21 protein-coding genes and 1 pseudogene are annotated in these 26,092 nt (G+C 57.8%); 13 read left to right on the top strand and 9 right to left on the bottom strand.

The window, feature by feature from the left end; translation table 11 throughout:
* Positions 1-32 precede the first annotated feature (32 nt).
* The 3 genes from traG to traC are packed head-to-tail and all read right to left on the bottom strand — an operon-like array spanning position 33 to position 2,422.
* Entirely contained in the window at positions 33-1,949 is a 1,917-nt protein-coding gene (traG, locus tag CU100_RS26335) for a Ti-type conjugative transfer system protein TraG (RefSeq protein WP_106719599.1), read from the bottom strand.
* Positions 1,942-2,154, bottom strand: coding sequence for a type IV conjugative transfer system coupling protein TraD (gene traD, locus CU100_RS26330; RefSeq protein ID WP_106719598.1), 213 nt, complete (start codon positions 2,152-2,154; stop codon positions 1,942-1,944). Before traD ends, traG begins: the two co-directional genes overlap by 8 nt.
* 4 nt (positions 2,155-2,158) lie before the next feature.
* Complete coding sequence (traC, locus tag CU100_RS26325; RefSeq protein ID WP_106719597.1) at positions 2,159-2,422, bottom strand: conjugal transfer protein TraC; 264 nt, start codon at positions 2,420-2,422, stop codon at positions 2,159-2,161.
* Positions 2,423-2,674: 252 nt separating this feature from the next.
* Between traC and traA the strand changes: the two are divergent.
* From traA to CU100_RS26300, 5 genes and pseudogenes are all read left to right on the top strand, one after another.
* Positions 2,675-5,849 (top strand): annotated as a pseudogene (traA, locus tag CU100_RS26320) (Ti-type conjugative transfer relaxase TraA).
* Positions 5,846-6,376: a conjugative transfer signal peptidase TraF gene (gene traF / locus CU100_RS26315; protein WP_106719596.1), complete on the top strand. Its 531-nt coding sequence runs from the start codon at positions 5,846-5,848 to the stop codon at positions 6,374-6,376. Before traA ends, traF begins: the two are co-directional and overlap by 4 nt.
* Positions 6,297-7,532, top strand: a complete 1,236-nt coding sequence (locus tag CU100_RS26310; protein WP_106719595.1) for a conjugal transfer protein TraB — start codon at positions 6,297-6,299, stop codon at positions 7,530-7,532. Before traF ends, CU100_RS26310 begins: the two co-directional genes overlap by 80 nt.
* Positions 7,533-7,548: 16 nt before the next feature.
* Entirely contained in the window at positions 7,549-8,145 is a 597-nt protein-coding gene (locus CU100_RS26305; RefSeq protein ID WP_106719594.1) for a TraH family protein, read from the top strand.
* A 426-nt stretch (positions 8,146-8,571) separates the two neighbouring features.
* On the top strand, positions 8,572-8,904 hold the full coding sequence (locus tag CU100_RS26300) for a transcriptional repressor TraM (protein ID WP_170113985.1): 333 nt from the start codon (positions 8,572-8,574) through the stop codon (positions 8,902-8,904).
* A gap of 4 nt (positions 8,905-8,908) precedes the next feature.
* Here the strand turns inward: CU100_RS26300 and CU100_RS26295 are convergent, their stop codons facing one another.
* From CU100_RS26295 to CU100_RS26285, 3 genes are all read right to left on the bottom strand, one after another.
* Positions 8,909-9,616, bottom strand: a complete 708-nt coding sequence (locus CU100_RS26295; protein WP_245419272.1) for an autoinducer binding domain-containing protein — start codon at positions 9,614-9,616, stop codon at positions 8,909-8,911.
* A gap of 402 nt (positions 9,617-10,018) precedes the next feature.
* Positions 10,019-11,563 (bottom strand): amidase, encoded by a 1,545-nt coding sequence (locus CU100_RS26290; RefSeq protein ID WP_245419271.1) that lies wholly within the window; start codon positions 11,561-11,563, stop codon positions 10,019-10,021.
* A gap of 306 nt (positions 11,564-11,869) precedes the next feature.
* Positions 11,870-12,610 carry an aspartate dehydrogenase domain-containing protein gene (locus CU100_RS26285; protein ID WP_106719592.1) on the bottom strand — a complete coding sequence of 247 codons (741 nt, stop codon included), beginning with the start codon at positions 12,608-12,610 and terminating at the stop codon, positions 11,870-11,872.
* Between the two features lie 393 nt (positions 12,611-13,003).
* Between CU100_RS26285 and CU100_RS26280 the strand changes: the two genes are divergently transcribed.
* The 4 genes from CU100_RS26280 to CU100_RS26265 all read left to right on the top strand — a co-directional run bounded on the left by CU100_RS26280 (position 13,004) and on the right by CU100_RS26265 (position 17,148).
* Complete coding sequence (locus CU100_RS26280; protein ID WP_170113984.1) at positions 13,004-13,906, top strand: dihydrodipicolinate synthase family protein; 903 nt, start codon at positions 13,004-13,006, stop codon at positions 13,904-13,906.
* Between the two features lie 157 nt (positions 13,907-14,063).
* Positions 14,064-14,735, top strand: coding sequence for a GntR family transcriptional regulator (locus tag CU100_RS26275; RefSeq protein ID WP_183635541.1), 672 nt, complete (start codon positions 14,064-14,066; stop codon positions 14,733-14,735).
* A gap of 156 nt (positions 14,736-14,891) precedes the next feature.
* The gene (locus CU100_RS26270) at positions 14,892-15,548 is read left to right on the top strand and encodes a GntR family transcriptional regulator (RefSeq protein ID WP_106719590.1); all 657 of its coding nucleotides are present in this window, start codon (positions 14,892-14,894) and stop codon (positions 15,546-15,548) included.
* Between the two features lie 169 nt (positions 15,549-15,717).
* Entirely contained in the window at positions 15,718-17,148 is a 1,431-nt protein-coding gene (locus tag CU100_RS26265; protein ID WP_106719589.1) for an NAD-dependent succinate-semialdehyde dehydrogenase, read from the top strand.
* A gap of 35 nt (positions 17,149-17,183) precedes the next feature.
* Here the strand turns inward: CU100_RS26265 and pdxR are convergent, their stop codons facing one another.
* The gene (pdxR, locus tag CU100_RS26260) at positions 17,184-18,695 is read right to left on the bottom strand and encodes a MocR-like pyridoxine biosynthesis transcription factor PdxR (protein ID WP_170113983.1); all 1,512 of its coding nucleotides are present in this window, start codon (positions 18,693-18,695) and stop codon (positions 17,184-17,186) included.
* A gap of 119 nt (positions 18,696-18,814) precedes the next feature.
* Here pdxR and CU100_RS26255 point away from each other — a divergent pair, with 119 nt between their 5' ends.
* From CU100_RS26255 to CU100_RS26245, 3 genes are read left to right on the top strand one after another with little or no spacing between them, the layout of a single operon-like run.
* Positions 18,815-20,134: an aspartate aminotransferase family protein gene (locus CU100_RS26255; protein WP_106719587.1), complete on the top strand. Its 1,320-nt coding sequence runs from the start codon at positions 18,815-18,817 to the stop codon at positions 20,132-20,134.
* Between the two features lie 32 nt (positions 20,135-20,166).
* Positions 20,167-21,594, top strand: coding sequence for an FAD-binding oxidoreductase (locus CU100_RS26250; protein WP_170113982.1), 1,428 nt, complete (start codon positions 20,167-20,169; stop codon positions 21,592-21,594).
* On the top strand, positions 21,587-22,858 hold the full coding sequence (locus CU100_RS26245) for an NAD(P)/FAD-dependent oxidoreductase (RefSeq protein ID WP_106719585.1): 1,272 nt from the start codon (positions 21,587-21,589) through the stop codon (positions 22,856-22,858). Before CU100_RS26250 ends, CU100_RS26245 begins: the two co-directional genes overlap by 8 nt.
* A gap of 14 nt (positions 22,859-22,872) precedes the next feature.
* On the opposite strand, the gene CU100_RS26240 is transcribed toward CU100_RS26245, so the two are convergent.
* Together CU100_RS26240 and CU100_RS26235 are read right to left on the bottom strand one after the other, a co-directional pair.
* Complete coding sequence (locus tag CU100_RS26240; protein WP_106719584.1) at positions 22,873-24,075, bottom strand: pyridoxal phosphate-dependent aminotransferase; 1,203 nt, start codon at positions 24,073-24,075, stop codon at positions 22,873-22,875.
* Positions 24,076-24,078: 3 nt separating this feature from the next.
* A complete protein-coding gene (locus tag CU100_RS26235; protein WP_106719583.1) occupies positions 24,079-25,071 on the bottom strand; it encodes a D-2-hydroxyacid dehydrogenase in 993 nt (330 codons plus the stop codon).
* Between the two features lie 143 nt (positions 25,072-25,214).
* On the opposite strand from CU100_RS26235, the gene CU100_RS26230 reads away from it, so the two are divergent.
* Positions 25,215-26,087, top strand: a complete 873-nt coding sequence (locus CU100_RS26230; protein WP_106719582.1) for a fumarylacetoacetate hydrolase family protein — start codon at positions 25,215-25,217, stop codon at positions 26,085-26,087.
* Positions 26,088-26,092: the final 5 nt, after the last annotated feature.

Here is a 26,092-nt window from a genome sequence, read left to right as displayed (position 1 = left end):
CGGGGTGCGGGGAGTCGTGACTCGCTTCATTCCTAACTTTCAATATTGCTGTTGAAGCGGTTGTGGCCGACGCAGGTTCTCATGTCTTCGCGCCGGAACCAGACAGCGCGACCGCATCTCAGTGGCGCGTTGCCGGCGGTGAAGACGATCTGCTCGTCGCCGCGCATGCGCAGGACCTCGTGCGGCAGGATCAGTGGACGGTGCGTGAGCTGTTTGGAGCGCGTGCGCGATGATCCCGACATCTGCGACGAGTGGCTGGTCTGATCGACCTCGACGGTGGTATCACCACAGCGCTTCGAGATATACTCTGCGGTTTCCGGGTCGTTGATCGCTGCAAACGAGATCCAGGACGCAGACTCGAACCATTTCGAGCTGGCGTCGCGGCCCCCATAGGCTTCTCGCATCTGGCCGATTGACTGGAATATCAGCGTCAGCGTCAGACCGTATTTGCGGCCGGCGTCTCGCGCGGTTTCGAGGATGCGCAGATAGCCGAGACGCGCCACCTCATCCAGAAGAAACAGCGTCCTGTTCGTCACCTCGCCATTGCGATTGTAGATCGCGTTCATCAGTGCGCCGATGATCACCCGTGCGAGCCCCGGATGGGTTTCCAGTACCTTGAGATCAAGTGCGATGAAGATGTCGGTGATGCCGGCGGCGAGATCGTCGGTCGAGAAGCTCGAACCCGACACCAGCGCCGCATAGTTCGGATAGGAAAGCCAGTGTGTCTCCTTCACAGCATTGGCATAGACGCCGCTGAAGGTCTCGGGTGTCATTGAAATGAAGGGCGCGACGTTCTCCTTCACGAAGGCCGAATCCGACTGGTTGTGAATGTTGGTAAGACGCTCGCGAAGCTTCGGCTCCGGCTCGGACAGGTTCGCCCGGACTTGACGCAATGTCTGATCCTTTTCTTCCGTATGACCGGAGAGGCAGACATCGGCGATCAGAGCAGTGAGCAGCTGCAGGGCAGAGGCGCGAAAGAAGTCGTCGCGGGCCGACGCCTGCCGCGGATTGTCGGTCATCACCCACGTGGCGACCGCGACAATATCTTCCTCCTTCGTGCTGCCGAACCGGCCGATCCAGTCGAGAGCGTTAAAGCCGATTGCCGGATTTCCCGGACCAAGCACGATGACATTCCGGCCCGCCTGCTTTCGATGCTCGATCACCATCGGCGCAACCTCGCTCGATGGATCGAGCACCACGAGGCCGCCACCCCATTTGAGCGCGGTCGGGATCGTCACCGACGTCGTCTTGAAGCCGCCGGAGCCGGCGAAGACGACACCATGCGACGAGCCGAAGGATCCGTCGAAGCACAAGAGCGGAGACTTGCCGCCCGCCCCCCATGTGTCCTTCGCATCGGCGCGGAACGAGATCGCCGACACGCTGTGGCGGTCGACGCGATATCGCTCGCCGATGACGATGCCGCCGGCATCGGGAAATAGCCGCGCCGCCTCGGGCATGCTCATCCAGTCGCTCTCGCCATGAATCGCGCGCTTGCCCCGGATGCGGCGTGGCGCAGTGGCCGCGAAGGCGGCATTGCCCGTGATCGCGACGCGCAGTCCGAACACGCCAGCGAGCAGCGCGACGGTGACGCCGGCCATCATCGCCGGGTCGACATAGGCGATCAGTGAGCGTCCCGCCGGCACTCGATCGGCAAATGCCGAAATCCGCATGGCCTCACGCATCACGGCGATGATCGTCGCTGCCATGCTTCCGACGACGAAGCCCCATCCCGCAACTTTGATGCTCGACGAACCATTCGTCGCGAAAAGAAAGATGACGCCAATCGCGCCAGCTGCGACATAGGGCAGGGCGATTCCGATCCGGCCGAGCATCAGACGCGCATTGTCTGTCTTGCCGAACGCCGCGAGCCATTGTTCGATGCCAGTCATTCCGATGACGACGGCGATCATCAGCAGGGCGGGAACGATTGCAAACAGGATCCTATTCATCACGGCCAAACGCCTCCGCGCCGATCGCTGTCAGGCGCGATTGTTCCGCTTCGTCATCGCGCAATCGCCTCGCCGCGTCGATCAGCATGCCGAGCAGCAGCGCGCGCTTTTCGTAGCGCAGACCGGCCTTCACGATCAGCCCGCCGAGCTCAATCTTCTCGCGCGTGTCCTTCTTCCGCGCCTCGGATGACGTCGATCGGCGCATTCGCTCAAGCCTCGCCAGCGCCGCCCGACACCGCGCCAGCCGTGACCGGCGCGGTCTCGGGTTTGCGGGGTTTCGCGTCGCTCCTATGAAACCGCACCGCCAGTTCCTGGAAGGCCTTCTGCAGTTCAGTCTCCTCGATCTCGATCTCGCCCAATCCCGCCTTCAGCGCGATGCGGCCGATCCGCTCGGCCTCCCGCGTCTCGGCTTGACGGAGCTGATCCTGCAGACGGGCGATTTCTTCCCTGATTTTCGATGACGGCTTCTTCATTCCGGTTGAACCCCATGTCGGTTGCGTCTGTGACCGGACATCAGTTTTCGCCGGATGCGCCGCCTGCGCGACTAATAAAAAAGCTAGTCGGCGCGGCCGACTCTTTGGATGATCATCCCGACCGTTCCGAAGGAGCGGTTTCCAAGGGCGCAGTAATACGTCGCAGTCGCGACGTGCCTGCGCCGGCCCGGCGAGGCCCGATCCGATCCCGACGAACACGATGTTCGTTCAACCGTCGGGATTAGTATCGCCTTGGCCATCACGCATTTCACGCCCCAGCTTATCGGACGCGGCAATGGCCGCAGCGCCGTGCTGTCGGCTGCGTATCGCCATTGCGCGAAGATGACCTATGAAATCGAAGCGCGCACCGTCGACTATTCCAACAAGCGCAATCTCGCCCATGAGGAGTTCTTGGTTCCACCCGGTGCTCCGAAATGGGCGCTGGCGTTGATCGCCGATCGGTCTGTTTCTGGAGCCGCGGAAGCCTTCTGGAACCGCGTCGAAGCCTTTGAGAAACGCGAGGATGCGCAATTCGCCAAGGAGTTCATCATCGCGCTGCCGGTCGAATTGTCGAAGGAGCAGAACGTGGCGCTGATGCACCAGTTCGTGTTCGAGCAGGTGTTGGCGCGCGGGCAGGTAGCGGACTGGGTCTATCATGACGAACCTGGCAATCCGCACGTTCACCTGATGACGACATTGCGCCCACTGACCGAGAACGGATTCGGGCCGAAGAAAATTGCTGTCATGAGTGATGACGGTCAGCCGGTTCGAACGAAGACTGGCAAGATCCAGTATCGGCTGTGGTCCGGCGAGAAGACAGAGTTCCTTCAGCAGCGCAATAGCTGGCTCGATTTGCAAAACCAACATCTCGCGCTAGGTGGGCTGGAAATCCGCGTCGATGGCCGATCCTATGCCGAGCGCGGCATCGACTTCGTTCCCACGGTACACATCGGCGTCGGCGCCAAGGCGATCCAGCGTAAATCGGAGCAGGACGGAAGTGGCGTCGAACTTGAACGACTGAAGCTGTTCGAGGAGCAGCGGCAGGACAATACCCGGCGCATCGAGAAGCGGCCGGAGACCGTGCTTGACATCATCTCATCGGAGAAGAGCGTCTTCGATCAACGTGATATTGCCAGGGTTCTGCATCGCTATATCGATGATGCCGGCACCTTCTCCCATCTGATGGCGAGGATCCTCCGGAGCCCGGAGATACTGCGCATCGAACGCGACAGCGTCGGCTTTGCCACCGGCGAAAGAATCCCCGCCCGCTATACGACGCGCGAGCTGATCCAGTTGGAAGCGGGGATGGCAAAACGCGCCATGGCGCTTTCGCAGGCCGGTGGTTTCGACATCAACAGCCGCGTTCTCGAGACAACTTTCGAACGTCATTCGCGCCTGTCGCTAGAGCAGAAGACCGCGATCGAGCATGTGGCCAAGCCCGCCCGGATCGCCGCTGTCGTCGGCCGGGCAGGGGCCGGCAAGACGACGATGATGAAGGCGGCGCGCGAGGCTTGGGAGCTCGCAGGCCACCGCGTGGTCGGCGGCGCCCTCGCCGGCAAGGCGGCTGAGGGTCTGGAGAAGGAAGCCGGTATCGACAGCCGCACGCTGGCCTCATGGGAGCTACGCTGGAAAGAGGGCAGGGACGCGCTCGACAAGAACACCGTGTTCGTGCTGGACGAGGCTGGCATGGTTGCCTCGAAGCAGATGGCGCTGTTCGTCGAGGTAGCATCCAGGGCAGGGGCCAAGCTGGTGCTTGTCGGCGATCCCGAACAGTTGCAGCCGATCGAGGCCGGTTCCTCTTTCCGCGCGATCGTCGAGCGCATCGGTTATGCCGAGCTCGGAACCGTCTATCGCCAACGCGAGCAATGGATGCGCGACGCCTCGCTGGACCTGGCGCGCGGTCGTGTCGAGGAAGCGGTTAACTCCTATCAGCAGCGGGGCCGCATCTTCGGCTCGGTGGTAAAGCGGCAGGCAATCGAAACCCTCATCGCCGACTGGAACCGCGAATACGATCCCACCAAGACGATCCTGATCCTCGCCCACCTTCGCCGTGACGTTCGAAGCCTGAACAGCTTTGCCCGCGAGAAGCTGGTCGAGCGCGGCATCGTCGGTGAAGGCCATGCCTTCCGAACGGACGACGGCCTGCGCCGCTTCGACGCGGGCGACCAGATCGTTTTCCTGAAGAACGACAGCGCGCTCGGCGTGAAAAACGGCATGATTGGACGTGTTGTCGAGGCAACGCAGAACCGAATCGTCGCCGAGATCGGCGAGGGCGATCAGCGCGAGAGCGTCACCGTCGAGCAGCGGGTCTACCGCAACGTCGACCATGGCTATGCCACGACCATCCACAAGAGCCAGGGCGCGACTGTCGATCGCGTGAAGGTGCTCGCCTCGCTCTCGCTCGACCGGCATCTGACCTATGTGGCGATGACCCGCCACCGGGAAGATCTGGCGCTTTACTACGGACGCCGGTCCTTCGATCTCAACGGCGGCCTCATTAAAATCCTGTCGAAGCGCAACGCCAAGGAAACGACGCTCGATTATGAGCGCGGCACGCTCTACAGGCAGGCGCTTCGCTTCGCCGAGAACCGCGGCCTGTCCATGGCCCATGTTGCCAGGACTCTCGTCCGCGACCGGCTCGACTGGACACTCAGGCAGAAGCAGCGGATCGCCGACCTCGCAATGCGCCTGCGTGGCGTGGGCGAGCGGCTCGGTCTTGTCGAAAGCCGCAAAACCCAGTTCAGAAAGGAGACCGAACCAATGGTCGTAGGCATCACCCTGTTCTCGAAATCGCTGCAGGATGCGGTGGAGGAGAAGCTCCTAGCCGAAACAGACGCTCGACAAGCTCGTCGCCGACACCGCGTCGATCGGCCCGCTAAAGGGCAAGACGGGTATCCTGGCGGGTAAGCCGGAGAAGCAGGCCCGGCATGTTGCCGAGGTGAACGTGCCGGCCCTCAAACACGACATCGAGCGTTATCTCGGCCTTCGAGGCGCGGCGGTACACAAGATCGAGGCAGAGGAGAAATCCCTCCGCCACCGTGGCTCGATAGATATCCCGGCGCTGTCACCCTCCGTATCTGGAGTGCTGGAAAAGGTGCGTGACGCCATCGACCGCAACGATCTGTCCGCCGCGCTCGCCTTCGCTGTTTCCAACCGGGAGATCAAGATGGAGATCGATGCGTTCAACCGCGCTGTCGCCGAGCGGTTCGGGGAGCGCAAGTTTCTGACCAACGTTGCGCGTGAACCTGCCGGCAAACTGTTCGACACGCTCTCCGAGGGGCTCTGTCCAGCCGAGAAGGAGAAGCTTGCAAAGGCGTGGCCGCTCATGCGCACCGGACAACTGCTCGCGGCCCAGGAACGGACCGCCGAGACGCTGAAGCAGATTGAGACGCTCCGGCTGGCGCAGCGCCAGGTGCTCAAGCCATGAGCCGCGGGCACGTCGTGTCGCCTGTGCTTGTGACGTCCGTTGCCCTGCTGACGATTGCGGCCGGCGGCTGGTTTGGCGGGTATCGGCTGAACCTCACGCCGAGCGAGCCGCTCGGCCTGTGGCAGATCGAGCCGCTGACACGGCCTCTCTCCGTCGGCGATATGGTGTTCGATTGTCCGCCTTCATCGAAGGAGTTCGCTTTGGCAGTGGAGCGCGGCTACGTCCACCGCGGGCTTTGCCCGGTCGGCGTCGCGCCCCTCATCAAGACCGTCGTGGCGCTCTCCGGCCAGCGTGTGGAGATTGGCTCCGATGTCGTCATCGATCGGCTTCCTCTGCCGAACTCCGCCGTTCGTCCAAGTGACGGCGCGGGGCGCCCGCTCCATCCATTTGCCGGCGGCATCGTGCCTTCCGGACATCTGTTCCTTCACTCCGACTTTGCGAGTTCCTATGACTCCCGATATTTTGGGCCTGTGCCGGAAACAGGCCTTCTCGGTCTGGCGCGCCCCGTCCTTACCTTCGATCCCTGATCTCCTTTATCCGGTCGGACTGATCAGCGGGGCGAGCATCGTCGGCGTGCTGAGCTGGAGCGGATGTGTCCTTGCACTGCCGCTGGCGATGACGTTCCCGACACTTTGGGCCTTCTCACGATCGCGGGTGACCGCTGTCCTCGTGTCGACCGGATACTATCTGGCGGCCTCGCGTGGGCTGCCGCAGGCCGTCGCCAGTTTCTATTCGTCCGATCTGTGGCCGGGGCTCTTGCTCTGGATTGTCGCCTCGCTTGCTTTCGTCAACGTTCATGCGGCGCTCTGGACGGATCGTCCGGGAACGGGACGGGCGCTGCGATATGGGGCGGCGGCGGTGCTGATGGCGATCCCTCCCTTCGGCATTGCGGGCTGGGCGCATCCGATCACAGCGGCAGGCGTATTGTTTCCGGGATGGGGGTGGGTTGGTTTCGGTGTAGGCGCAGCCGGCCTCATTGTCATGACAACAAGATGGTGGCCGGCTGCCGCCAGTGCCCTCGCGGGCCTCTGGCTCTGGTCCGCCGCAACGTGGACAGGTTCGGGCTTACCGGAAGGATGGAGAGGCATTGACCTCGATCAGGGGAAAAATCTCGGTCGCGACACTTCGCTAGAGCAGCAGCGTGACCTGATCGCTACAGTGAAACGCGCCGCGGGTGAGGGCGCGCGCGTTGTCGTTCTTCCCGAAAGCAGCCTTGGTTTCTGGACGCCGACCGTCGCGCAGCTCTGGCAGGGAGGGCTGTTGGGTAGCAACGTCACCGTGATCGCTGGCGCGGCGACCGTCGACCCTGATGGCTACGACAATGTGCTGGTTTCGATTTCGGCGGCGCGTGCGCGGATTCTCTATCGCGAACGGATGCCGGTTCCGGGCTCCATGTGGCAGCCCTGGCGCGCGTGGATGGGGCAGGCAGGCGGTGCACGTGCGCACCTCTTCGAAAATTCGGTTGTTGACTTGTCGGAAACGCGGGTCGCGCCGCTGATTTGTTATGAACAGCTCCTCATCTGGCCGGTCCTCCACTCGATGCTCTATTCGCCCAACATGATCGTCGCGACCGGAAACGGTTGGTGGACATCGGGCACGTCGATCGTCGCCATCCAGAAAGCCAGCGCCGTCGCCTGGGCGCGACTGTTCAACCTCCCGCTCGTCACGGCATTCAACATCTAAGCAAGGAGAAGTCGCGATGGTCGATGCCGCCCTGATCAAGCAATGTGCCGATGCCGGCCTGAAGCCCGCAATCGTCAAGAAGTTCATCGAGCGGGCGGGATCGCCCGACCCCCTGACTGTTACCGTGCGCTCCGGCAATCGTGTCGTTCTCGTTCCGAAGCCGAATACCGTCGAGGAGGCGATGGACCTGATCCGCCAAAATGTCGGCCGGAACGTCACCCGCGTCGGCATCACGCAATATCCGGCTGGCCTCGGCATTCTCGAAGCCGGACAGCTGAAGACAGATATGGTCGACCCCTGCGAAAACATCCGCATGGGAACGGCGCTGTTCGCCAAGGTCTATCGTATCGTCGTGAAATGGTACGGCAGCCCCGTCAGCGAAGCGTTCGACGATGCCATCATCGCATGGCAGACGGGGTATTTCGAGGGAAAAGCTGTGTTTACCGCATCCGATCCAGGCGCGGTAAAGCCAGTAAAGCTCAAGCCGGGCGACGACGTTGGATCGGAAAAGATGGCAGCTACATCGGCGGAGCCTCCCGTGGGAGAGTTCCCCGATGCCAACAAAGCGGGGATTCGTATAGATCTTTCGGGAGTAGGAGCGGGCAAGCCTTGACTGCGGGTGCTGCAGGCACACAGCGTCCCGTACGTTTGGAAAGCAGCAAATTTTGAGGCGTCTGAAAGCCACGCAGGCACTTTATGACTGATATTCAGCGGCAGGGTCGAAGGTGATAGTTCATTTCCGCATGCGGCAGATATGTCACTGATTTCGGCTGGAAATTTACCCATTACACCTCTATAAGAATCTGCGAGGCAGTACGCGCTGCCTTGGGGCGTAGAAACCCCTTGCCTACCGGTTGGCACCGGCCGTTGCGGTGCCAGATCCTCTGACCATGTGGCCGGGGGCCTGTGACGTATGTCCAGGTGCCTCGGTGCTAAAGGTCATGGGGACCGTGTAGACACGGTTTTCTACCCCCCGGCTAGGGCTCAAGGGATATTCGTCAGCGGGGGCGCACCGCGGACACCTTGGTGGAAGAAAATCATGTCATCCGGAAATAACGCGGACAATCAACCTGATCAAAAACTTGTCCTTAGGCCCATCGTTGGCTTAGCCGAGAATCTCCCGAAAGGGGATTTGGAGCGCATCACTATCGACGCGATCCTGCGTCATCGCCAACTTCGGGATGAGGCAGAAGAGCGATGTGAGCAATGCCAAACGGCAACTTTTGTCGACCCTCGTGGCAAAACTGTGGGGCCAGCCCGGATTGCCTATATTGTGGCTATGATCGATGTCCATGCCCAGCAAACAGTGCTCTCAACCTTATTAGACGTTCTGGGGTACGTTCCGCTTACGTCGGTTGACAAATCTCTATGACGTATCAGATCAATCTGAGCTTAGAAGCGAGCGACGCTGCTTGTATGAGACTTCCGGCATCGAGCGCCTTGCGCGCGTTGTTCAAGTGAAAATTCACGGTTCCAAAGGATAGGTTTTCGATTGCTGCGATAGCTCGCATCGACTTGCCCTCGGCGGACCATTTAAGGCAAATTGCCTGCTTGGCCGTAAGGCTAACCCGCTCGCTCGCCGTAGGTGCGAAATCGAGCTGCTCAAGCTTGGCATGAAGTTGAGATACCGCAGTCACCGCCGCAAGTTGGTCAATGTCTTTTTCGAGCGATAAAGATGGTTTGCTCGACGCAAGGGTAAGCATGGACATATGCCCGAAGGCAGTTCTTACCGGAATCGATATGCCAGAATTTATTCCAAAATCCGCCGCTTCCGAATAGAAGCGGCGCAGCTGTTTTGAAGACACTCGCCTCGGGCTTTCTGAAGTCCAGGTAAAGGCCCTCATTTCCGATCTTGCGATCGCGACGACCGGATCTATTCTGATGAATTGCTGCATGAAGTAACGCCTCTGCCATTCGGGAGCATAATTTGAGGTAGCAAATGTTCTGACTGGCTGCGCATTTAGATAGGCATAGACGTCGAAGCCGAGTTGGAGGGTGAGCTCAGCTAGGGCCTCTTTTAACATTTCTTCTGTTTTGGCTACGAAAGAGAGGTCCATCAGTTTCTGAAACCATATCTTTAACATAAGCTCTCCTTCAAAATTTCGCCTGTTTCTCGAACAAATTCCGCTGCGGCATCCTCCAAAAGGTGTTAAGCAAAGAAATAATTTCCCAATCGCGCAGTTTGCGGTGAAAGTAAAACAGCTACCAACTTATGACCTCAAGTTTTAACTAATACTCGTAAATATTTGTCGTATAAACGACCAAGCGAACGGCTAATCTGGCATAATCAAGTTTATGGAACTTTTTATTGAAGCGATGTTTTCCTCGCCTTAGCGAACTGGCTTCGTTGCTTCATGGGACCCGCCGATGGCCTGGCACGTCGCCGCAGTTCGCTTGTGTGGCTAGCAAGTCTAGTGGCTTTGCGAGGCTTGCCAGCTAGCCACGTTTGGAGAAGATTGACTCGAAGGTGACAGCAAGATTCGGAGCTATTCAGGCTGGATCTGACTGACCCCGGCTGCCACTTGTTCAGATACCAGTTTTGTTGTTCTGAGCCGGCGTGGTTGGTTCGGAGACGCGGACACTCTGTACTCCAACCGCTTTTTACCGCAGGCAGCATCGCGGCACATTGGCGGGTAGCCCAAGTGCCAGTCGGTTGCGTTCTGGAACGCAAGGCCAATTCGCAATGCTAACCGTTCCTGATGCTGTCTGCACACAATTTGAAGTGATGTTGGGAGAGCCTCGGCGCTCTTCCCGTTTGGTATTGCGAGACCACACATTCCCAAGGCATTAACAAATCGAGTGAAACGGGCAGGCGACTTCGTTCGGTCGAGCCCTTCAACGGGAATGGCCACAGATTCGGTAGTCGGTGTCAGCAACGCGTCGACATTGAGCAGCGCCCCGGAGATTTGGGACTTGAGCCGCCAAATTTGTTTGAAAGCGTCCAAAGAATGTTGAGGAGAAATGGTTCGTCCAGTTGAAATACCTGATCTCGTGCTTTCGTCGATCAGCGAAGACCCGTCTTCGATCACATCATAGAAATAGCTGTAAGCCTCTGAGTTGATTATGGTCGAATGTGCCGTGCGGCAGTCGTTAAGTCGAAACGGAAGATTGATCTCCACAATATCAGCGCCGAGGTTGCTTAATGTCTCCAATGAGCGGTCGTAGGCTCCAAGAACGTCGGGTTCGACGCCTTCCCTTTCCGCTTTTGGTAGGGAACCCAATTTAAGCCCCTGAACGCCGCCTTCCAGGGCGCGCGATATGCCGCTTACGGTGCCGGATCCAAAGGCGAATTGAGATTTTGAACCTAGCATCAGATTGTAAAGTATAGCCGCATCAAGAACCGATCTTGTGATCGGCCCCGGCGTATCAAAGGTCTTACTGAGAGGAATTATTCCGTCGGTCGCTATTTGACCGGCAGTTGTCTTCAAACCTGTGATGCCGCAAAATGCAGCAGGCAGTCGTACGGAGCCACCGGTATCCGTTCCGACCGCCCAAGGGGCGAGACCTGCAGAAACGGCGACCGCCGAGCCGCTACTTGAACCACCCGGATCCCTTTGAATATCCTCGTCCCATGGATTCCACGGAGTACCCATTTGAGGGTTGATGCCCCAGCCGCTGTAGGCTAATTCAACCGTCTGCGTTTTGCCAAGGATTATAGACCCGCTTGCGATAAGCCGCGTGGCCAGGCTCGCTGTAACGCGAGAGCGACGACCTCGAAAATGCGCTGATCCTGCCGTTGTGATCTTGCCGTCGACTTCGAGCAGATCCTTCAGGGCAATCGGGATGCCGCCGGCTAGTCCACCCTCAATTCGCCCATTGCTGCCTGTGTCAAGGCTTGTTGCCGCAAACCTCGCCTCCTGCTCATAGACTTCCACGTAGGCATTAAGCTTGCCATCGAATTTTGCGATCCGTGAAAGATAGGCGTGGGTAATTTCTGCGGACGAGATCTGTCCCGCCGCTCTCATTTCGCTGAGCAGCGATGCCGGCAGAAAGCACAGATCATCACAATTCTCCAAGTTGTTAACCACCACTTACTGTTTCCCTCTACAATGAATTCGAGCATCTTGTCCGCGAAGGCCATGCTGCGACCTGCGATATGGGCTGCAGGAAGGTGCCTAAACTGTCAGCCGGAGGAAACCGCCCAAAAGCTGATCTGGTTTACGGTTATAATTAACGATAATCGCTAAATGCGGCATGTCAAGCGGTGGTGTGGGAAGGCGAGACAAAATGCACGAACATTTCTCGGTTTATATCAACAATCAGCCTTGCGGCACCGCGCGGCAGCCGGCAACGTCCGATAGGGGCGCGATAAACGCTGCGCGATACGTTTCCGTGGCTCAACCGCGGTTCAGCAGGTTGCGGACGGAACCAAGAACCGCGCGTGGCGTCAGGGATGCCGTTACACCGCCGATCGGCGTGGAATGAAGCTCAATCGTCCAGCCAAAGTCCTCGCCGACGACCCGAACTTTTTGATAGGCCGCTTTGGCATCCGGATCGGAAATCAAACGGCTTTTGCAGCGATCGAACCCGATCGATAGATATGCAATGCTCGCATGCACGTTGACATTCTTCTCGTAGAGCTTGGATGCTTCTCGTGTTGGGCCCTCGTACAGGACGCGAATATCTGAATGGTTTTCAAGGCCCCACATGACGGGGCTCTTGACGGTTTCGATTTCAACCGAAACCAGTTGTTTGCCGACACTGGCCAGCCCATCGAGACCGACGATGCCACCTGAAAGAAGCGTCAACCTGTTGCCTGTGCGCTGTTGGATAGCCTCGACTTTGCCGGCGAACTCCGCGTCCCCAAAGGCCGTTGTCGAGAGGATGGCGAAATCGCATTTTTCCAGTATGTCCGGCGCGAATTCCTTGACCGCGTTTGGCGATGCTGCTTCGATGACGAGGTCGGTTTCGTTCAAAAACCCGGTATCGGATAACGTAACAATGTGCCTGGCGCCAAAAATCGTGGCCCCCTCGACTGGTTTGCGTGAAAGAACAAAGGCGATGTCGTGCCCATCGTTGGAAATGGCCTTTGCAATGCGACTGACGACCCGCCCTGCTCCAATGAACCCAACTCTCATCTATGCTTTCCTGTTTCGCCAATCGTTGGCGTAAGCACGCCCTGCCCTGAGATCCCAGCATCGAAGCGATTATCGATACTCATGCCAACGAAACCTCTAGAGCATATTCCCGGCGGTGCAAGTACTTTCGCGTGGCAACACAGTGAGGGCGAACGAGCAAGCCATCCCCAGTTTGCTTTCTGTGCTTGGGGGATAATTCAGCTCACGGCCGCGCGGCAATTGGTAAGCCGGAGCCGCAGAACGCTTCATGCGCAGGTTTAAACGACATCATTAAAATTCTATCGAGCCCAGGCCGCCAATCAGGCGTCACGATGTTGCAAAATTATCGATAAACGACTATCGCTGAAAAACCGCCAAGCGGACATTAACCGATAAATGCATTGGAGTAGAGCTATGAGTGCGCTTTCAGGACTGATCGTAGCGGCCGCGACACCGTTTGAGAAAAATGGTACTGCCGTCGATTCTAAACTTTATCTAGAGCATTGCCAGCGGCTTTTGGCGTTGGGCGCGAACGGACTCGTTCTTTCCGGCACTGCAGGCGAGGCAACATCCTTGTCGGTTGGCACCCGGCTTGAGGTCATGAGCATCGCTCAGGCATCCCTGCCGCTGTCGCAGGCGATCGTCGGAACTGGTGCGGCAGCAATCAGCGATGCCATTGAGCTTACGCGAGCTGCGGCAGATCTCGGCTTCTCCGGCAGTCTCGTACTTCCGTCGTTCTACTACAAGGCCCAAGCCGAAGACGATTTGTTCTTCTACTTCGAAAGGCTTCTTCGTGGCGTAGACCGACCAAATTTTCCGCTTTACCTCTATCACATCCCGCAACTTACCGGATTGAGTTTTACCCCGGAATTCATTGAAAGACTTCGGGCCGCCTTCCCAGGTGTTTTCGTCGGCCTGAAGGACAGTGAAGGGAATTTGGAAAAAACAAGGCAGCGTGCCGCAGCGCTTCCGGATGTCAGTGTCTTTGCTGCCACTGAAGAAGCCTTAGGCCATGTAAAAAGCGGGGAGCTTGCCGGTGTTATTTCCGCTTCCATGAACGTCACCATGCGTTTTGTCGCTCAGGCCCGCGATACCGGCAGCACGGAAAAGCTAGGGGCAGCCACGGAGATCCGCATGGCACTTACAAGCCATCCCCTCATCGTGGCATCGATCAAATGGGCACTTGCAGATCTGACAGGCAGACCTGAATGGGCTCAGAGCCTGCCGCCAATCAAGCCTCTCTCGGATACTCTTGCGGTGAAACTGAAGTCCCTGCTTGCCGAAACCGACTACGAAAAGCTCAGGGCCGATTTCTGAGACGACGAAGGGCGGCAGCCACGGCGCCGTCCTTTCGAAGTCTCCTCTTTTTCCTCAGCAAAAGCAGCCAAGCGCGTTGCAGGCTGTCGACGTTGACGCGCCAAGCTATTATATAGTGGAAATATAGCGATACTTAGAGGAGAAATTTGTGCAGCAAATGGAAGCCGTAACAGCCGACATCAGAATGGGAAGCCGATCTGCTTCGGCAATCGTCGCAGACGGCATAAGGGGTGAAATTCTTCATCACAAGCTGAAAGGTGGAGACCGGCTGAGGCAGGACGCCTGGGCAAGTCGCTTCGGCGTCAGCCAGATGGTGGCCCGGGAGGCGTTCAAGCAACTCGTCGCAGAGGGCTTCCTCCGGATCGAGCCCCGGCGAGGCGTGAGCGTTGCGACCATGAGCCCGGAGGAGGCCTGGGAAATGACACAACTGAGGAGCCTTCTAGAATGTCAGGCATTGCGTTGGGCAATTCCGAAAATTACGCGTGCAGACCTCGATCGCGCGGCTAAGGTTCTCACGCAACTCGACAAGGCAAAAACCGTCGACCGTAAGATCGCGCTTAATGCTGAATTTCACCAACTCCTCTATTTACCTTCAAGAAAGGAACGGACGCTCGGTCTCATAGCCACGCTGCGCGTCAACTTCGAACGCTACCTCCGTTACACGTGGGAAGAAACCCATCATTTCGAGCAATCGCAGCGAGAACACCGTGAAATGCTAGAATTGGTACGTAACAGTGCCGTGGAAGAAGCTGCAAGTCTGTTGAACAAGCACATAATTGCTACTGGAGAACTGTTGGTTAAGAGCCTTGAGGCTGGCGACCAAGTTTAGGGCTTCGCTGTTCAGATGGGCCGACATTTGGAACAGTGATCCTGTAGCGATTATAGATTATCGACTGCTTGATTGCTTTTTTGACGCCATTACGCTAGATGATTTGAAATACGCTTCGATAGCGTAGTCACCTTCTTACAAACAAACCGCTGAAACATGGCTATTGAAACTTCCGCCGCGACCTCCTCGGCAGCCTCCTTTGTTGCCACAGTTTTGAGGGAGGAAATCCTCACCTCCGGGTTGGCTGAGGGAGAGCGCCTGCTTCAAGATGCGACAGCATCCCGGTTTGGCGTCAGCCAGATGGTCGTGCGCGAAGCCTTCCAAGAACTTTTATATGCGGGTTTTCTGGTCGCCGAACCGCGCCGCGGGGTCCGCGTCGCCCAACTCGACCCCATGAGCGCAGAGGAGACGACCGTGCTTCGCAGCCTGCTAGAACCGTGTCTCTTCAACGCCGCCATCCCCCAAATGACGGATGATGACTTCGAGAGGGCAGACGCCATTCTCGATTCGATCGACTCCGGGGAAACGATTGATGAAAAACTTTTCTTGAGCGCCTCTTTTCATGATCTCCTTTACGCGCGCGCCAACCGAGAACGATTTGCTGGCGTCGTTCGCCAACTAAGAGCGAGCTTCGACCGGTATTTGCGGCTTCCGATCGTGGATGAGGCCTTTGCGCGTCGGTCACGGCTGGAGCATGAGGAGATTCTTGCCTGTTGTCGTGAGCAAAGGGCAGCCGACGGCGCGGTCCTCTTGCGCGAACATATACTTTCAACCGGCGCGATGATCGTCAGCTATCTGAAAAGCCGGACGTAAGGCCGACGCTTTTGTCGCGGCCAGACCCCCCAGGGCATAAAGCGGAGCCCTGCACGGGACCATTTGACTTTGGCTGAACAAGCGATTATCGCTAAAAATAGGCCATCGCAGTCCGCCGTTGGAACAAGCGCGACGCGGCAAAATTCAAACAACAACAGGAGAGACGGAAATGTCGCATAATACCCAGCTGTTCATCAATGGAGTCTGGCGGGATTCGGCCGACAGGACAACCCTTGATGTGACCAATCCGGCCACCGGCGAGGTTATTGGAAGTGTCGCGCGTGCCACCCATGCCGACCTTGATGAAGCCCTTGCGGCTGCCGCCGCCGGCTTTACCGAATGGAAGCGAGTTTCAGGCTTTGAGCGCTACAAGGCGCTTCGCCGCGCAGCAGACCTTCTTCGTGAGCGCGTCGACGGCATCGCCAAGATCATGACGGAAGAGCAAGGCAAGCCGCTTGCAGAATCCAAGGTTGAAATTGCAATCACTGCAGACATCTTGGATTGGGCGGGTGAAGAAGCGCGTCGCGCCTATGGCCGCGTGATCCCGGCACGCGCCGGAAATGTGACCCAGCTTGCGGTCAAGGAGCCGATCGGTCCGGTGGCCGCCTTCACGCCTTGGAACTTCCCCATGTCGCAGGTTGTCCGTAAGATCGCTCCCGCGCTCGGCGCCGGATGCTCGGTCATCGTCAAGGCGGCCGAAGATACGCCCGCTTCGGCAGCCGCTCTTGTAAAGGCTCTCTCCGACGCCGGGCTTCCGACCGGTGCGATCAATCTCGTCTTCGGCGATCCGGCGGACATTTCGGGCTACCTTATCCCCCATCCGATCATTCGTAAGATTTCCTTCACGGGCTCGGTGCCGGTCGGCAAGAAGCTCGCCGAGCTTGCCGGTCGCCATATGAAGCGGGCGACAATGGAACTGGGCGGTCACTCGCCAGTTATCATTACCGAAGCCGTCGACGTCGACGGCGTCGCTGCGATGTTGGCAGTAGCGAAGTTCCGCAACGCCGGCCAAGTCTGCGTGTCTCCAACCCGCATTCTCGTTCAGGAAAGCGTCTACGATGAGTTCGTCACAAGCTTTGTCAATCAGATCCGCGCCATCAAGGTCGGCAACGGTCTTGAAGCCGGCGTTACGATGGGCCCGCTCGTCAATGCCCGGAGACAGGCCGCTGTAGAGGATCTCATCGCCGAGGCTCAGCAGGCCGGTGCCAATGTGCGAATCGGTGGAAATCGTGTTGAGAACAAGGGGAGCTTTTTGCAGCCGACGGTTCTGACCGAGGTCGACACATCGATGCGGATCATGAATGAAGAACCGTTCGGCCCGGTGGCTATGGTGCAGCCATTCGCATCGCTCCAGGAAGCAGTCGAGGAAGCCAATCGCCTTCCCTATGGTCTTGCGGCATTCGCATTCACTAACTCCGTCAAGGCCGTCGCGATGCTGTCCGACGAAGTTGAAGCCGGGATGCTGACGGTCAATCACCTTGGGCTAGCTCTTCCTGAAGTACCGTTCGGCGGGGTCAAGGACAGCGGCTACGGCGTTGAAGGGGGCATCGAAGCGATGGATGCTTATCTCTCGACGAAGTTCCTCACCCACGCGGTCTGATATCGGAACGGCGGCGGGCAACCGCCGTCGGTTTTTTATGTGAATACTTGTCTTCGACAGTCGGACTGGGCCTTGGCCATTGCCCTAAGGATAAGTGCAACGTTGGTCGACGCGTCGCCAGCCTCCAGGCGCGACGTTCCAACGATTAGGCCTTCGTCAGGGGGCGTCGACGTATAAAACGATGAAAGTCCAAAGCATGGTATCGAGGCAGCCCTGACCTGCCCTGCAACGACCGTGTCATCCACAAAGTCTGCGCCAGCTGCAAAGTGCAGCGGGAGGAAAAGCGTCGGAGCAAACTCGGAGAGGAGAAAGAAACCAGGATCTTGACGTCTTAGCTCGCCGATAAATGCGTTCTGCCGATCGCGATAGAGGCGGCGCATCTTTCGCAGATGCCTTTCGAGCGAACCATCGTCGATGAAGTTCGCAAGGACCGGCTGCAAATGTGTCGACGGAAAATAATCGATATAATAACGCACTTTTATTAGTTCGCGGATGAGGTCTGGACGGGCAACTATATAGCCCAAACGCAACTGCGGATGGATCGACTTCGAGAAGGTCCCCATATAGACGACACGGTCGCTCTGCCCGAGGCTGTAGAGCGGAGCAACCGGTTTTCCATCGGCAAGAATTTCACCGTCGTAATCGTCTTCGAAAATCCAATTATTGTTGCGATGAGCCCAATCAAGAAGGGTCAAACGTCGTTGAAGGGACAGGGATGCTCCGGTTGGATAGTGATGTGATGGGGTGACGATGACTGCCTTGATCGCGTTGTTCGGGGGTTCCAGCTTTTGCAGCTGCAAGCCCTCTTGGTCGACGGGCCAGGCATGAACGGCAATTTCAGAAGCCCTAAGAAGTGCCTCCACTTTCGGACGTCCCGGATCCTCGATAACGACTTGGGCGCCTGGCTCAAGCAGAAGCTGAACAAGCAGATACAGCGATTGGGTGGTGCCCGAGGTAATCAGTACGTTCTCCGGAGAGGCGGTAATCCCGCGTGTGCGGTGCAGGAGTTTACAGATTGACTGACGAAGCTCGACGAATCCCTGGTGGTCGATACGTGTGCGCAAAGCCGGCGATGGATCACGCCACACGTTGGCATAGGCTTTTGTCCACTGCCCAAAAGGAAAGGAACCGGCATCGGGAATACCGAATGTCTGTAGGGGATCCTGTTCGTCGCGCCCTGTTTGCTTTTCGGCCAGTCGTTGCGCGAACCGGCTGATGGTGATGGGTTGCCTCGCCACCGACGTTGCTGCGGCAGCAACAGGCTTCGTGCCCGTGTCGACGACAAAGGTTCCAACACCCTGCGAAGAGCTAAGGAGCCCCTCAGCCTGAAGATATTCGAATGCGGTCGCAACGGTGTGCCGCGAACATGAAAATTCCCGAGCGAGTGATCGTGCCGATGGCAAAGCGTCGCCGGTTTGGATGGCGCCGGTCAACAGAAGACGTTTGAGTTCGAGGTAGAATTGCCAGTAAAGAGGGATGTCATTGCCTCGATCAATTTGAATGCCGGTCAGATGCGATACTTGCGAACTTTTGGGTCTTTGTGCCATGCGCGGGTCTTCTTTCGAGATCGAGTGGACGGAGGAGCCGGCTGAAAGTGGCCTTTTCATACTCCACAAAATAACGCTTCTATCAAGCCAGTGTTTAACCAGTTTGAGGAGATAACCGCATGTTTCCGACTTTGCACTCAGCCAGCAAGCCTTGGTACGATCGTGCTTTGGAGGTGATGCCGGCCGGTTGCAGCCGACGGGCCCTCTATCCGATGCGCTCGTATGCTGCTGGAGGAGAAGGCAGCCGCCTGCAGACACTTGATGGCGAGCATCTTCTCGATGGCTCCAACAATTTCATGGTGCTCATTCACGGCCACCGGCACCAGGCCACCGTTGAGGCGCTAGGTCGTCAGCTTGGGAGTGGTCTGTGTTTTGGCATGGCCGACACCAGCGAGGTACGCTTGGCCGAGCATATCGGAGGCCGCGTAAAGGCGCTAGATCAATTGATGTTCTGCAATTCCGGCTCGGAAGCGGTGATGCATGCCCTGAAGGCTGCGCGCGTCCTCACGAAACGATCGAAGATCGTCAAGTGTGAGGGGCTTTATCACGGCAGCTACGATTTCGCCGAAGTGTCCAATGCGCCTCCGGTTGAACCGGGTCGACAGGGTTTTCCGCAAGCCCGAGCGAATGGGCCATACATGTCACCCAACATCGTCGAGGATGTCATCGTGACACCCTTCAATAACCTGCCGGTAACTGAGGCGATCATCAAGGAACACCATGCGTCGATCGCCGCGATCCTGATCGATCCCTTGCCATCACGTATCGGCTACAAGCGCGCCGACCGCTCGTTCGTCGAGGGCCTGAGGTCGCTTTGCGACAGCTATGGTATTATTCTGATCTTCGACGAAGTCGCATCGTTTCGCGTGGCTCATGGCGGAGCACAATCTTATTACGGCGTATCACCGGACCTGACCGTCTTCGGCAAGATCATTGGCGGGGGGCTACCCGTCGGGGCAGTTGGCGGAAAAGAGGCGATGATGCGTATTCTCGATCCTCGGGAAGGTTCGGCTTCGATGTCCTTTACCGGCACATTTAACGCTAATCCCCTTTCGATGGTTGCAGGACTAGCCACGCTCGAAGCTTATGACGAGCACCAAATCTCCGTTCTAAATGCCAAGGGCGATCGGCTCCGAGAAAACATTGCGGCCGGGGCGGTAAAGAAAGGCTTACCAATCGAAGTTTCCGGCGAGGCCTCGTTTCTGGCTTTCTATTTCGCTCCCCGGATCGGCAACGACTACCACGCCGTCGCCACGAGACCGGAAGAACTCTCAACGGTCGATCATCTCTGGAATGCCGCGCTCGACCTAAACCTGCTCATCGACACCTCCGGCCGGATGAATATCTCCACGGCTTATAGTGATGCCGATATTGAGGAAGCGGGCGACATTGTCTTGGCGGCTGCCGAGACCGCACTCAACAAATCGATACGCAATTAGGCTGAACAGTTAACATGCACGGACAGGACAACATGGACGCGAACCTCTCGGAATTGAAGGACATTGTCGGCAACCAGCACGTGCTCCTGTCTAAGGAGGAACAATCCGGGTTTGTTGAAGACTGGCGAAAGCGTTATCACGGCGTCGCAAGGGCCGTTGTGCGACCGAAATCGACAGCGGAGGTATCGAAGGTCCTAGCGTGGGCGTATCGGAACAATGTGGCAATCGTCCCGCAGGGCGGAAACACGGGTATGCTTGGCGGAGCGATCCCAAGTACGCGGGGCGACGAAATCATCCTCTCGCTCACGAGGCTTCGCACGATCAGAGACGTCGACGTGACCAATGACGCAATCGTTGCGGAGGCGGGCTGCACACTCTTGGAGATCCAGGAGGCGGCGGAAAAGGTCAACAGACTTTTCCCCCTCAGTCTTGGAAGCGAGGGGACGTGTCAGGTCGGCGGGAACATAGCGACGAACGCCGGCGGGCTCGAGGTGGTGCGTTACGGGCCGATGCGCGATCTCGTGCTGGGCCTCGAGGTCGTGCTGCCGGATGGAGAGGTGCTGGAACAAATCTACAGGCTGCGAAAAAACAATACTGGCTACGACCTGAAACACCTCTTCATCGGCGCAGAAGGCACACTCGGCATTATTACCGCAGCGGCATTGAAACTATACCCTTTGCCCAAAACGCGCGTCACCGCAATTGCGGGCCTTGCCTCACCGGAGGACGCTCTTGTCGTTCTGGGGATCATGAAAGAGGAGTTCGGTGCCCGGCTTTCGACGATCGAGATCCTCAGCGGTCTCGAAATGCAGTTGACGACAAAACATTGTGGTATCATCGCACCACTCCAGTCCGAGCATGGTTGGTACCTGCTGATCGAACTAACCGAGACGATCGCGAACGACCTTCTCACCGAACATTTCGCGACAGCGCTCCACAAATGCATCGAGGACGGTGTGGTCGAAGATGCGACTGTTGCCCAAAACAACAGCCAGCGCGCGCAGTTCTGGAACCTCCGGCATATGGTGGCGGAAGGAAACAACGCCGCCGGGAGGGTTTTGTCGCACGACACATCGGTGCCAGTGTCCGAAGGCGCGCGTTTCATCCGTAGGGTTGAAGCGGCTTTCGCAGGTAGCTCGGACCTCAAGCTCGTGTTCGTGGGCCACATCGGCGACGGTAATATTCACGCGGTCGCCATTTTTGACCGCGCCAAGGTCCCGGATGAGATTTTTGAAGAAAAGGCCAAAGAGGTCAGTTCCATCATCTTTGAGATTGCGATTGGCCTCGATGGCAGCATCAGTGCAGAACACGGTATTGGCCTTTCTCTGCGCGACCGTCTGAAATCTTACAAGCAACCGCGTGAATGGACCTTAATGCGGGCGATAAAAAGCGCATTCGACCCAAAGGGACTTCTCAACCCTGGCAAGTTGTTTGCGCCGGAGACGTCCGCCGATGAGTAAGTTGATCGATTCGGCACTTGTCAGGACGCCACCGAGCATCGTCATCGGCGCAGGCATTGCAGGCGCCTGCGCCGCGGCCTTTCTACAAAGGGCTGGCGAGAGCGTTGTCGTTCTTGACCCTCTGCCGGGGACCGGAGGCGCAAGCTTCGGCAATGCGGGCATTGTCAGTGCCGACACGGCTGTGCCTATCGCGCTGCCCGGCATGATTTGGAATGTTCCCAAATGGTTGATCGATCCGCTCAGCCCACTTTCGGTGCGTGCCGCCTATCTTCCGCAGGCTACGCCATGGCTCGCCAGATGGATACGCGCCGGGATGATGGATCGAGTGGAGCCAATATCACGGGCGATCCGGAACCTTCACCGCGAGGTGTGGTCGGTCTATCGCGAACTCCTTGGAGATAGCTTTGATGATCTATTGCGCCCGTTCGGCCACGTTCAACTTTTCGAAGGAACGCGGGAAAGCCGCACCGCGTCGATCGAACGTCTGATCCGCAAGCGTAGAGAGATCGAGGCGCACGATCTAACTGCTGCCGAACTCCGGGAGATGTTTCCCGGTCTTTCGGGCGAGCGGATGCGCGGGATCATGATCCCCGGCAATGGCCACACTGTCAATCCGAGCCGCCTCGTTCTTTCGATTGCAGAAAAAGCAAGGCAGGCCGGGGTCGAATTCCGCGCAGAAAAGGCCCTAAAGCTCATTCCCGAAAGCAACGGCGGCTGGCTCGTCATGACAAATTGCGGCACTCATGTCGCCAAGCGCGTGGTCGTAACAGCAGGGGCATGGTCGGGCGAACTGCTTGAGCCTCTTGGGATCGACCTACCTTTGGACACTGAGCGTGGATATCATGCCATGTTCAAGGATCCCGGCATGACGGTTCCATTTACCATTCTTCACAAGGACTGGGGAATGAGCATCTCGCCTACCGAATGCGGTCTATGCGCCTCCGGAACGGTCGAGATCGCAGGCCTTCGGGCTCCACCCAACGAAGCCCGTGCGAGGGTTCTTGTGACCAAAGCCAAACGGCTCTTTCCCGATCTTTCAACCGAGAGCCGGTCCTTTTGGATCGGTTTCCGCCCATCCTTCCCAGACAGCCTTCCAGTCGTCGGTCCGTCACGGAAGTTCGGCAATCTGTTTTTCCTTTTCGGGCATGGCCATTACGGCATGACCGGCGGGCCGACGGGAGCAAAGCTTCTCGCCCAACTGATCGTAGGCAGAGCGCCGTTTATTGATCCGGCGCCCTACTCTGCGTCCCGATTTGGCCAATGAGGCTCGTCAGGCTTTTACTTCTTGAAAAACCCCGTCAGCCGCTTGACTGCCTCGCGTGCGAGTTTCGGGCTGATGGCAAAACACAGCCGAAGATATCCTTGCCCCGCCGATCCGAAGGCCGTGCCTGGGGCGACACCGACCTTGGCTTCTGCGAGCATGCGGATGGCCACGTCGAGGCTGGTCTCGTCGCCGGGGAAACCAACCATGAGGTAGAAGGCACCATCTGGCGGCAGGACGGTTACACCTTCGATCTGTGAGAGCCCATCGACGAAGATCTTGCGTGTTTCAGCGCATCTACTGACCATCTGGCGAATGAATTCGTCGCCCTGATCAAGTGCGGCAATCGCGGCATGCTGTACGAAGGTCGGAACGCCTGTCGTGTTGTATTCGCTGAGCTTGGCGTAAAATTTGTCCAGTCCGCGCGGAACGACAGCCCATCCGATGCGCCAGCCTGTCATCGCCCAATTCTTCGAGAACGTGTTGGTTACGATTACCTTGTCGTTTTCATCGGTGATCTGCAGGAAAGAGGGAGCGACACTGCCGTCATACTTGAATTGTGCGTAAACCTCGTCCGCGATGATCCAGATGTTTGTTTGGCGCGAAAGATCGACAAACTTTTCCATATCCTCGCGCGGCATGACCCATCCCGTGGGATTCGAGGGGGAGTTGATCAGGATCGCCTTGGTCTTCGGTGTGATTGCCGCGAGCACATCGTCGATGTTGAGGGCTAAACGGCCATCCGATTGAATCCCATAGGGCACAAGCACCGGTGTTCCGCCGGCAAGCCGCATGGACTCGATCAGATTCGGCCAGGCCGGCGTCGGCACGATGATCTCGTCGCCTGGATCAAGAACAGCCTGTGCGCTTTGCATGAGGGCGTTCATGCCACCAACAGTGACAGTGAACCGCTCAACTGGAAGACGGACATTCCAGTGACGGAAATGGTAGTCGCTCAATGCCTGGCGCAATCTCGGAAGACCGAGCGAGTAGGTGTAACGCGTGTGACCTGCACGCAGCGCCGCCTCTGCGGCTTCGACGATATAGGGCGGCGTAGGAAGGTCGCCTTCCCCGATCCAAAGCTTGACGACATCCGGGTCATCGCGGCCACGGTCGGCGACCATGCCGATTTGACTGGTGATGACGTTCCTGATGCGGTGCGACAGTTCTTCAGCAAGGTCACGCTGGACGGGGACGTTTGGGAAAGAGAGTGAATTCATGGTTCAGTATCCTCTGACAGGGTCGATTTGATTGGGGAGTGGACGTCCGGCGGCATGCGCTCGGATATTTTCGAAGAGGATGTCCAAGGTGATGTCATTGTAGCGGTCACGGTCGTCGGCGGCGATATGCGGGGTGAGGATCAGGCCCGGCGTCGCCCAGAGTCTGTGCCCTTCCTCGACCGGTTCGCTCCATGCAACATCAGTGAAAGCGTATTGCAGGTGCCCGCTATCCAACGCATCACAGACCGCATCCTGGTCCCAAAGCTGGCCACGGCCAATATTGATGACGCGTGCCCCGCGCGGCAACAAAGCGATGCGCTCGCGCGACAAGAGGTTTCGCGTGTCCTTGGTCAAGGGACAGGCAAGGACAAGATCCTCCGCCCGGACGAGCGTCTTGTGGATGTCCGAGACGGAAACGACCTCGTCGCAATATTCATGTGGCGCGCTGCCATTACGAACACCCACAATCGTCATGCCTAGCATCTTTGCGAGACGGGCTACGCCGCCGCCAATCGCCCCCAGCCCGACGATGACGAGAGTGCGGCCCTTCAGCGTCGTTGCATGCATCGGCGCCCAACGCTGCGCGTGCTGCGAGCGGATGTGGGCGGGCATGTTGTTGTGCAGCATCAGGAGCGCCATGAGGCCAAACTCTCCCGCCTTGTCAGCATGAATGCCACTGTTGTTCAACAAGGCGATGTCCCTCGGCAACCAGTCAAACGGCGCCAGCCGGTCAACGCCGGCAGAGTTGCAGGAGAGGAGCTTCAACCTAGGCGCCGCATGGGAAAGATCGCAGCCCCGAAGCTTCGCGCCGACAATGTCGACCCAGGTGAGAACAATGTCAGCAACAGGCAATGCGGCTGACCAGCCGTCATCACTGTTGTCGATTGTCACCTCTAAGTCCCTCATGTCTGGATGACGCTTCACAGCGGCGTCCCACTGCGCGCGCGTAAAGGAAAATGCCGAAGTGCCGGCCGGATTTTGAACATGAATTCGCATACTGCCTCGCTCGCTTCAATTCTTCTCACTAACTTTACTCGTCCAGACTTTGACATTCAAGCGTTAAACGATTATCGCTAATATGATGTTTGTGATGTGTTAAACCGTTCGCGTATTGACACGGTGAAAGAGAGGACGTCGCAGTGAAATGGATCAGCTTTGAGCGGGACGGCAAAGCGTCCTGGGGACGACTCGATGGGGAAGTCGTCATCGACTTTTCGGGAAATGACGCCGGAATTGCTTCGCTAAAACAGGCTTTGGCTTGCGGTTTTCTTAAGCACAATTCGCATTGGGAGGGATCGGGTTGGTGTATGATTGACGAGGTCCGGCTTTTGCCACCGATCGTTGATCCAGACAAGATCATCTGTGTCGGCCTCAACTATGTAGAACATCGGGCGGAAACGGGCCGTAGAGCACAATCCCACCCGGTCTTGTTTACTCGGTTCGCCAATACCCAGGTCGGACATCTTGGGGCGCTAGAGAGGCCCCTTGCGTCCGAAGAATTTGATTACGAAGGAGAACTTGCCATAGTCATTGGGCGGGCGGGACGCCATATCCGCCGTCAAAAGGCCTTCGATCACATAGCTGGATATGCCTGTTACAACGACGCGAGCGTCCGCGACTATCAGCGCCATACCCATCAGTTTACGCCGGGAAAAAACTTCGTGGCGACGGGTGGCTTCGGACCTTGGATGATGTCTGCAGACGCTGTTGGCGATATCGTGAACGCAGCAATCAGGACGCGATTGAACGGGCAGATTGTCCAAGACGCACATATCGCAGACATGATCTTCGATATCCCCTCCCTCATCGAATATTGCTCGACCTTCACCCGGCTGGAACCGGGGGACATAATCGCGACCGGCACACCAGGCGGCGTCGGATCGCGCCGGGACCCGCAATTGTGGCTCAAGCACGGCGACACTGTCGAGATTGAAATTGAAGGTATAGGTCTGCTACAAAATTCTGTCACCGACGAGCGCGCCGGGCCGGCCGACAGTCTCGTTGATCAGTAAGAGGG

It is taken from the genome of Phyllobacterium endophyticum (genome assembly GCF_003010935.1).
Taxonomy (GTDB): domain Bacteria; phylum Pseudomonadota; class Alphaproteobacteria; order Rhizobiales; family Rhizobiaceae; genus Phyllobacterium; species Phyllobacterium endophyticum.
This window is presented reverse-complemented; position numbering and strand designations above follow the sequence as displayed.

Excerpts from the sequence above, each read along its gene's own strand:
- traG (WP_106719599.1), bottom strand. The coding sequence starts at position 1,949 with ATGAATAGGATCCTGTTTGCAATCGTTCCCGCCCTGCTGATGATCGCC.
- traD (WP_106719598.1), bottom strand. The coding sequence starts at position 2,154 with ATGCGCCGATCGACGTCATCCGAGGCGCGGAAGAAGGACACGCGCGAG.
- traC (WP_106719597.1), bottom strand. The coding sequence starts at position 2,422 with ATGAAGAAGCCGTCATCGAAAATCAGGGAAGAAATCGCCCGTCTGCAG.
- traF (WP_106719596.1), top strand. The coding sequence starts at position 5,846 with ATGAGCCGCGGGCACGTCGTGTCGCCTGTGCTTGTGACGTCCGTTGCC.
- CU100_RS26310 (WP_106719595.1), top strand. The coding sequence starts at position 6,297 with ATGACTCCCGATATTTTGGGCCTGTGCCGGAAACAGGCCTTCTCGGTC.
- CU100_RS26305 (WP_106719594.1), top strand. The coding sequence starts at position 7,549 with ATGGTCGATGCCGCCCTGATCAAGCAATGTGCCGATGCCGGCCTGAAG.
- CU100_RS26300 (WP_170113985.1), top strand. The coding sequence starts at position 8,572 with ATGTCATCCGGAAATAACGCGGACAATCAACCTGATCAAAAACTTGTC.
- CU100_RS26295 (WP_245419272.1), bottom strand. The coding sequence starts at position 9,616 with ATGTTAAAGATATGGTTTCAGAAACTGATGGACCTCTCTTTCGTAGCC.
- CU100_RS26285 (WP_106719592.1), bottom strand. The coding sequence starts at position 12,610 with ATGAGAGTTGGGTTCATTGGAGCAGGGCGGGTCGTCAGTCGCATTGCA.
- CU100_RS26280 (WP_170113984.1), top strand. The coding sequence starts at position 13,004 with ATGAGTGCGCTTTCAGGACTGATCGTAGCGGCCGCGACACCGTTTGAG.
- CU100_RS26275 (WP_183635541.1), top strand. The coding sequence starts at position 14,064 with ATGGAAGCCGTAACAGCCGACATCAGAATGGGAAGCCGATCTGCTTCG.
- CU100_RS26270 (WP_106719590.1), top strand. The coding sequence starts at position 14,892 with ATGGCTATTGAAACTTCCGCCGCGACCTCCTCGGCAGCCTCCTTTGTT.
- CU100_RS26265 (WP_106719589.1), top strand. The coding sequence starts at position 15,718 with ATGTCGCATAATACCCAGCTGTTCATCAATGGAGTCTGGCGGGATTCG.
- pdxR (WP_170113983.1), bottom strand. The coding sequence starts at position 18,695 with ATGGCACAAAGACCCAAAAGTTCGCAAGTATCGCATCTGACCGGCATT.
- CU100_RS26255 (WP_106719587.1), top strand. The coding sequence starts at position 18,815 with ATGTTTCCGACTTTGCACTCAGCCAGCAAGCCTTGGTACGATCGTGCT.
- CU100_RS26250 (WP_170113982.1), top strand. The coding sequence starts at position 20,167 with ATGGACGCGAACCTCTCGGAATTGAAGGACATTGTCGGCAACCAGCAC.
- CU100_RS26245 (WP_106719585.1), top strand. The coding sequence starts at position 21,587 with ATGAGTAAGTTGATCGATTCGGCACTTGTCAGGACGCCACCGAGCATC.
- CU100_RS26240 (WP_106719584.1), bottom strand. The coding sequence starts at position 24,075 with ATGAATTCACTCTCTTTCCCAAACGTCCCCGTCCAGCGTGACCTTGCT.
- CU100_RS26235 (WP_106719583.1), bottom strand. The coding sequence starts at position 25,071 with ATGCGAATTCATGTTCAAAATCCGGCCGGCACTTCGGCATTTTCCTTT.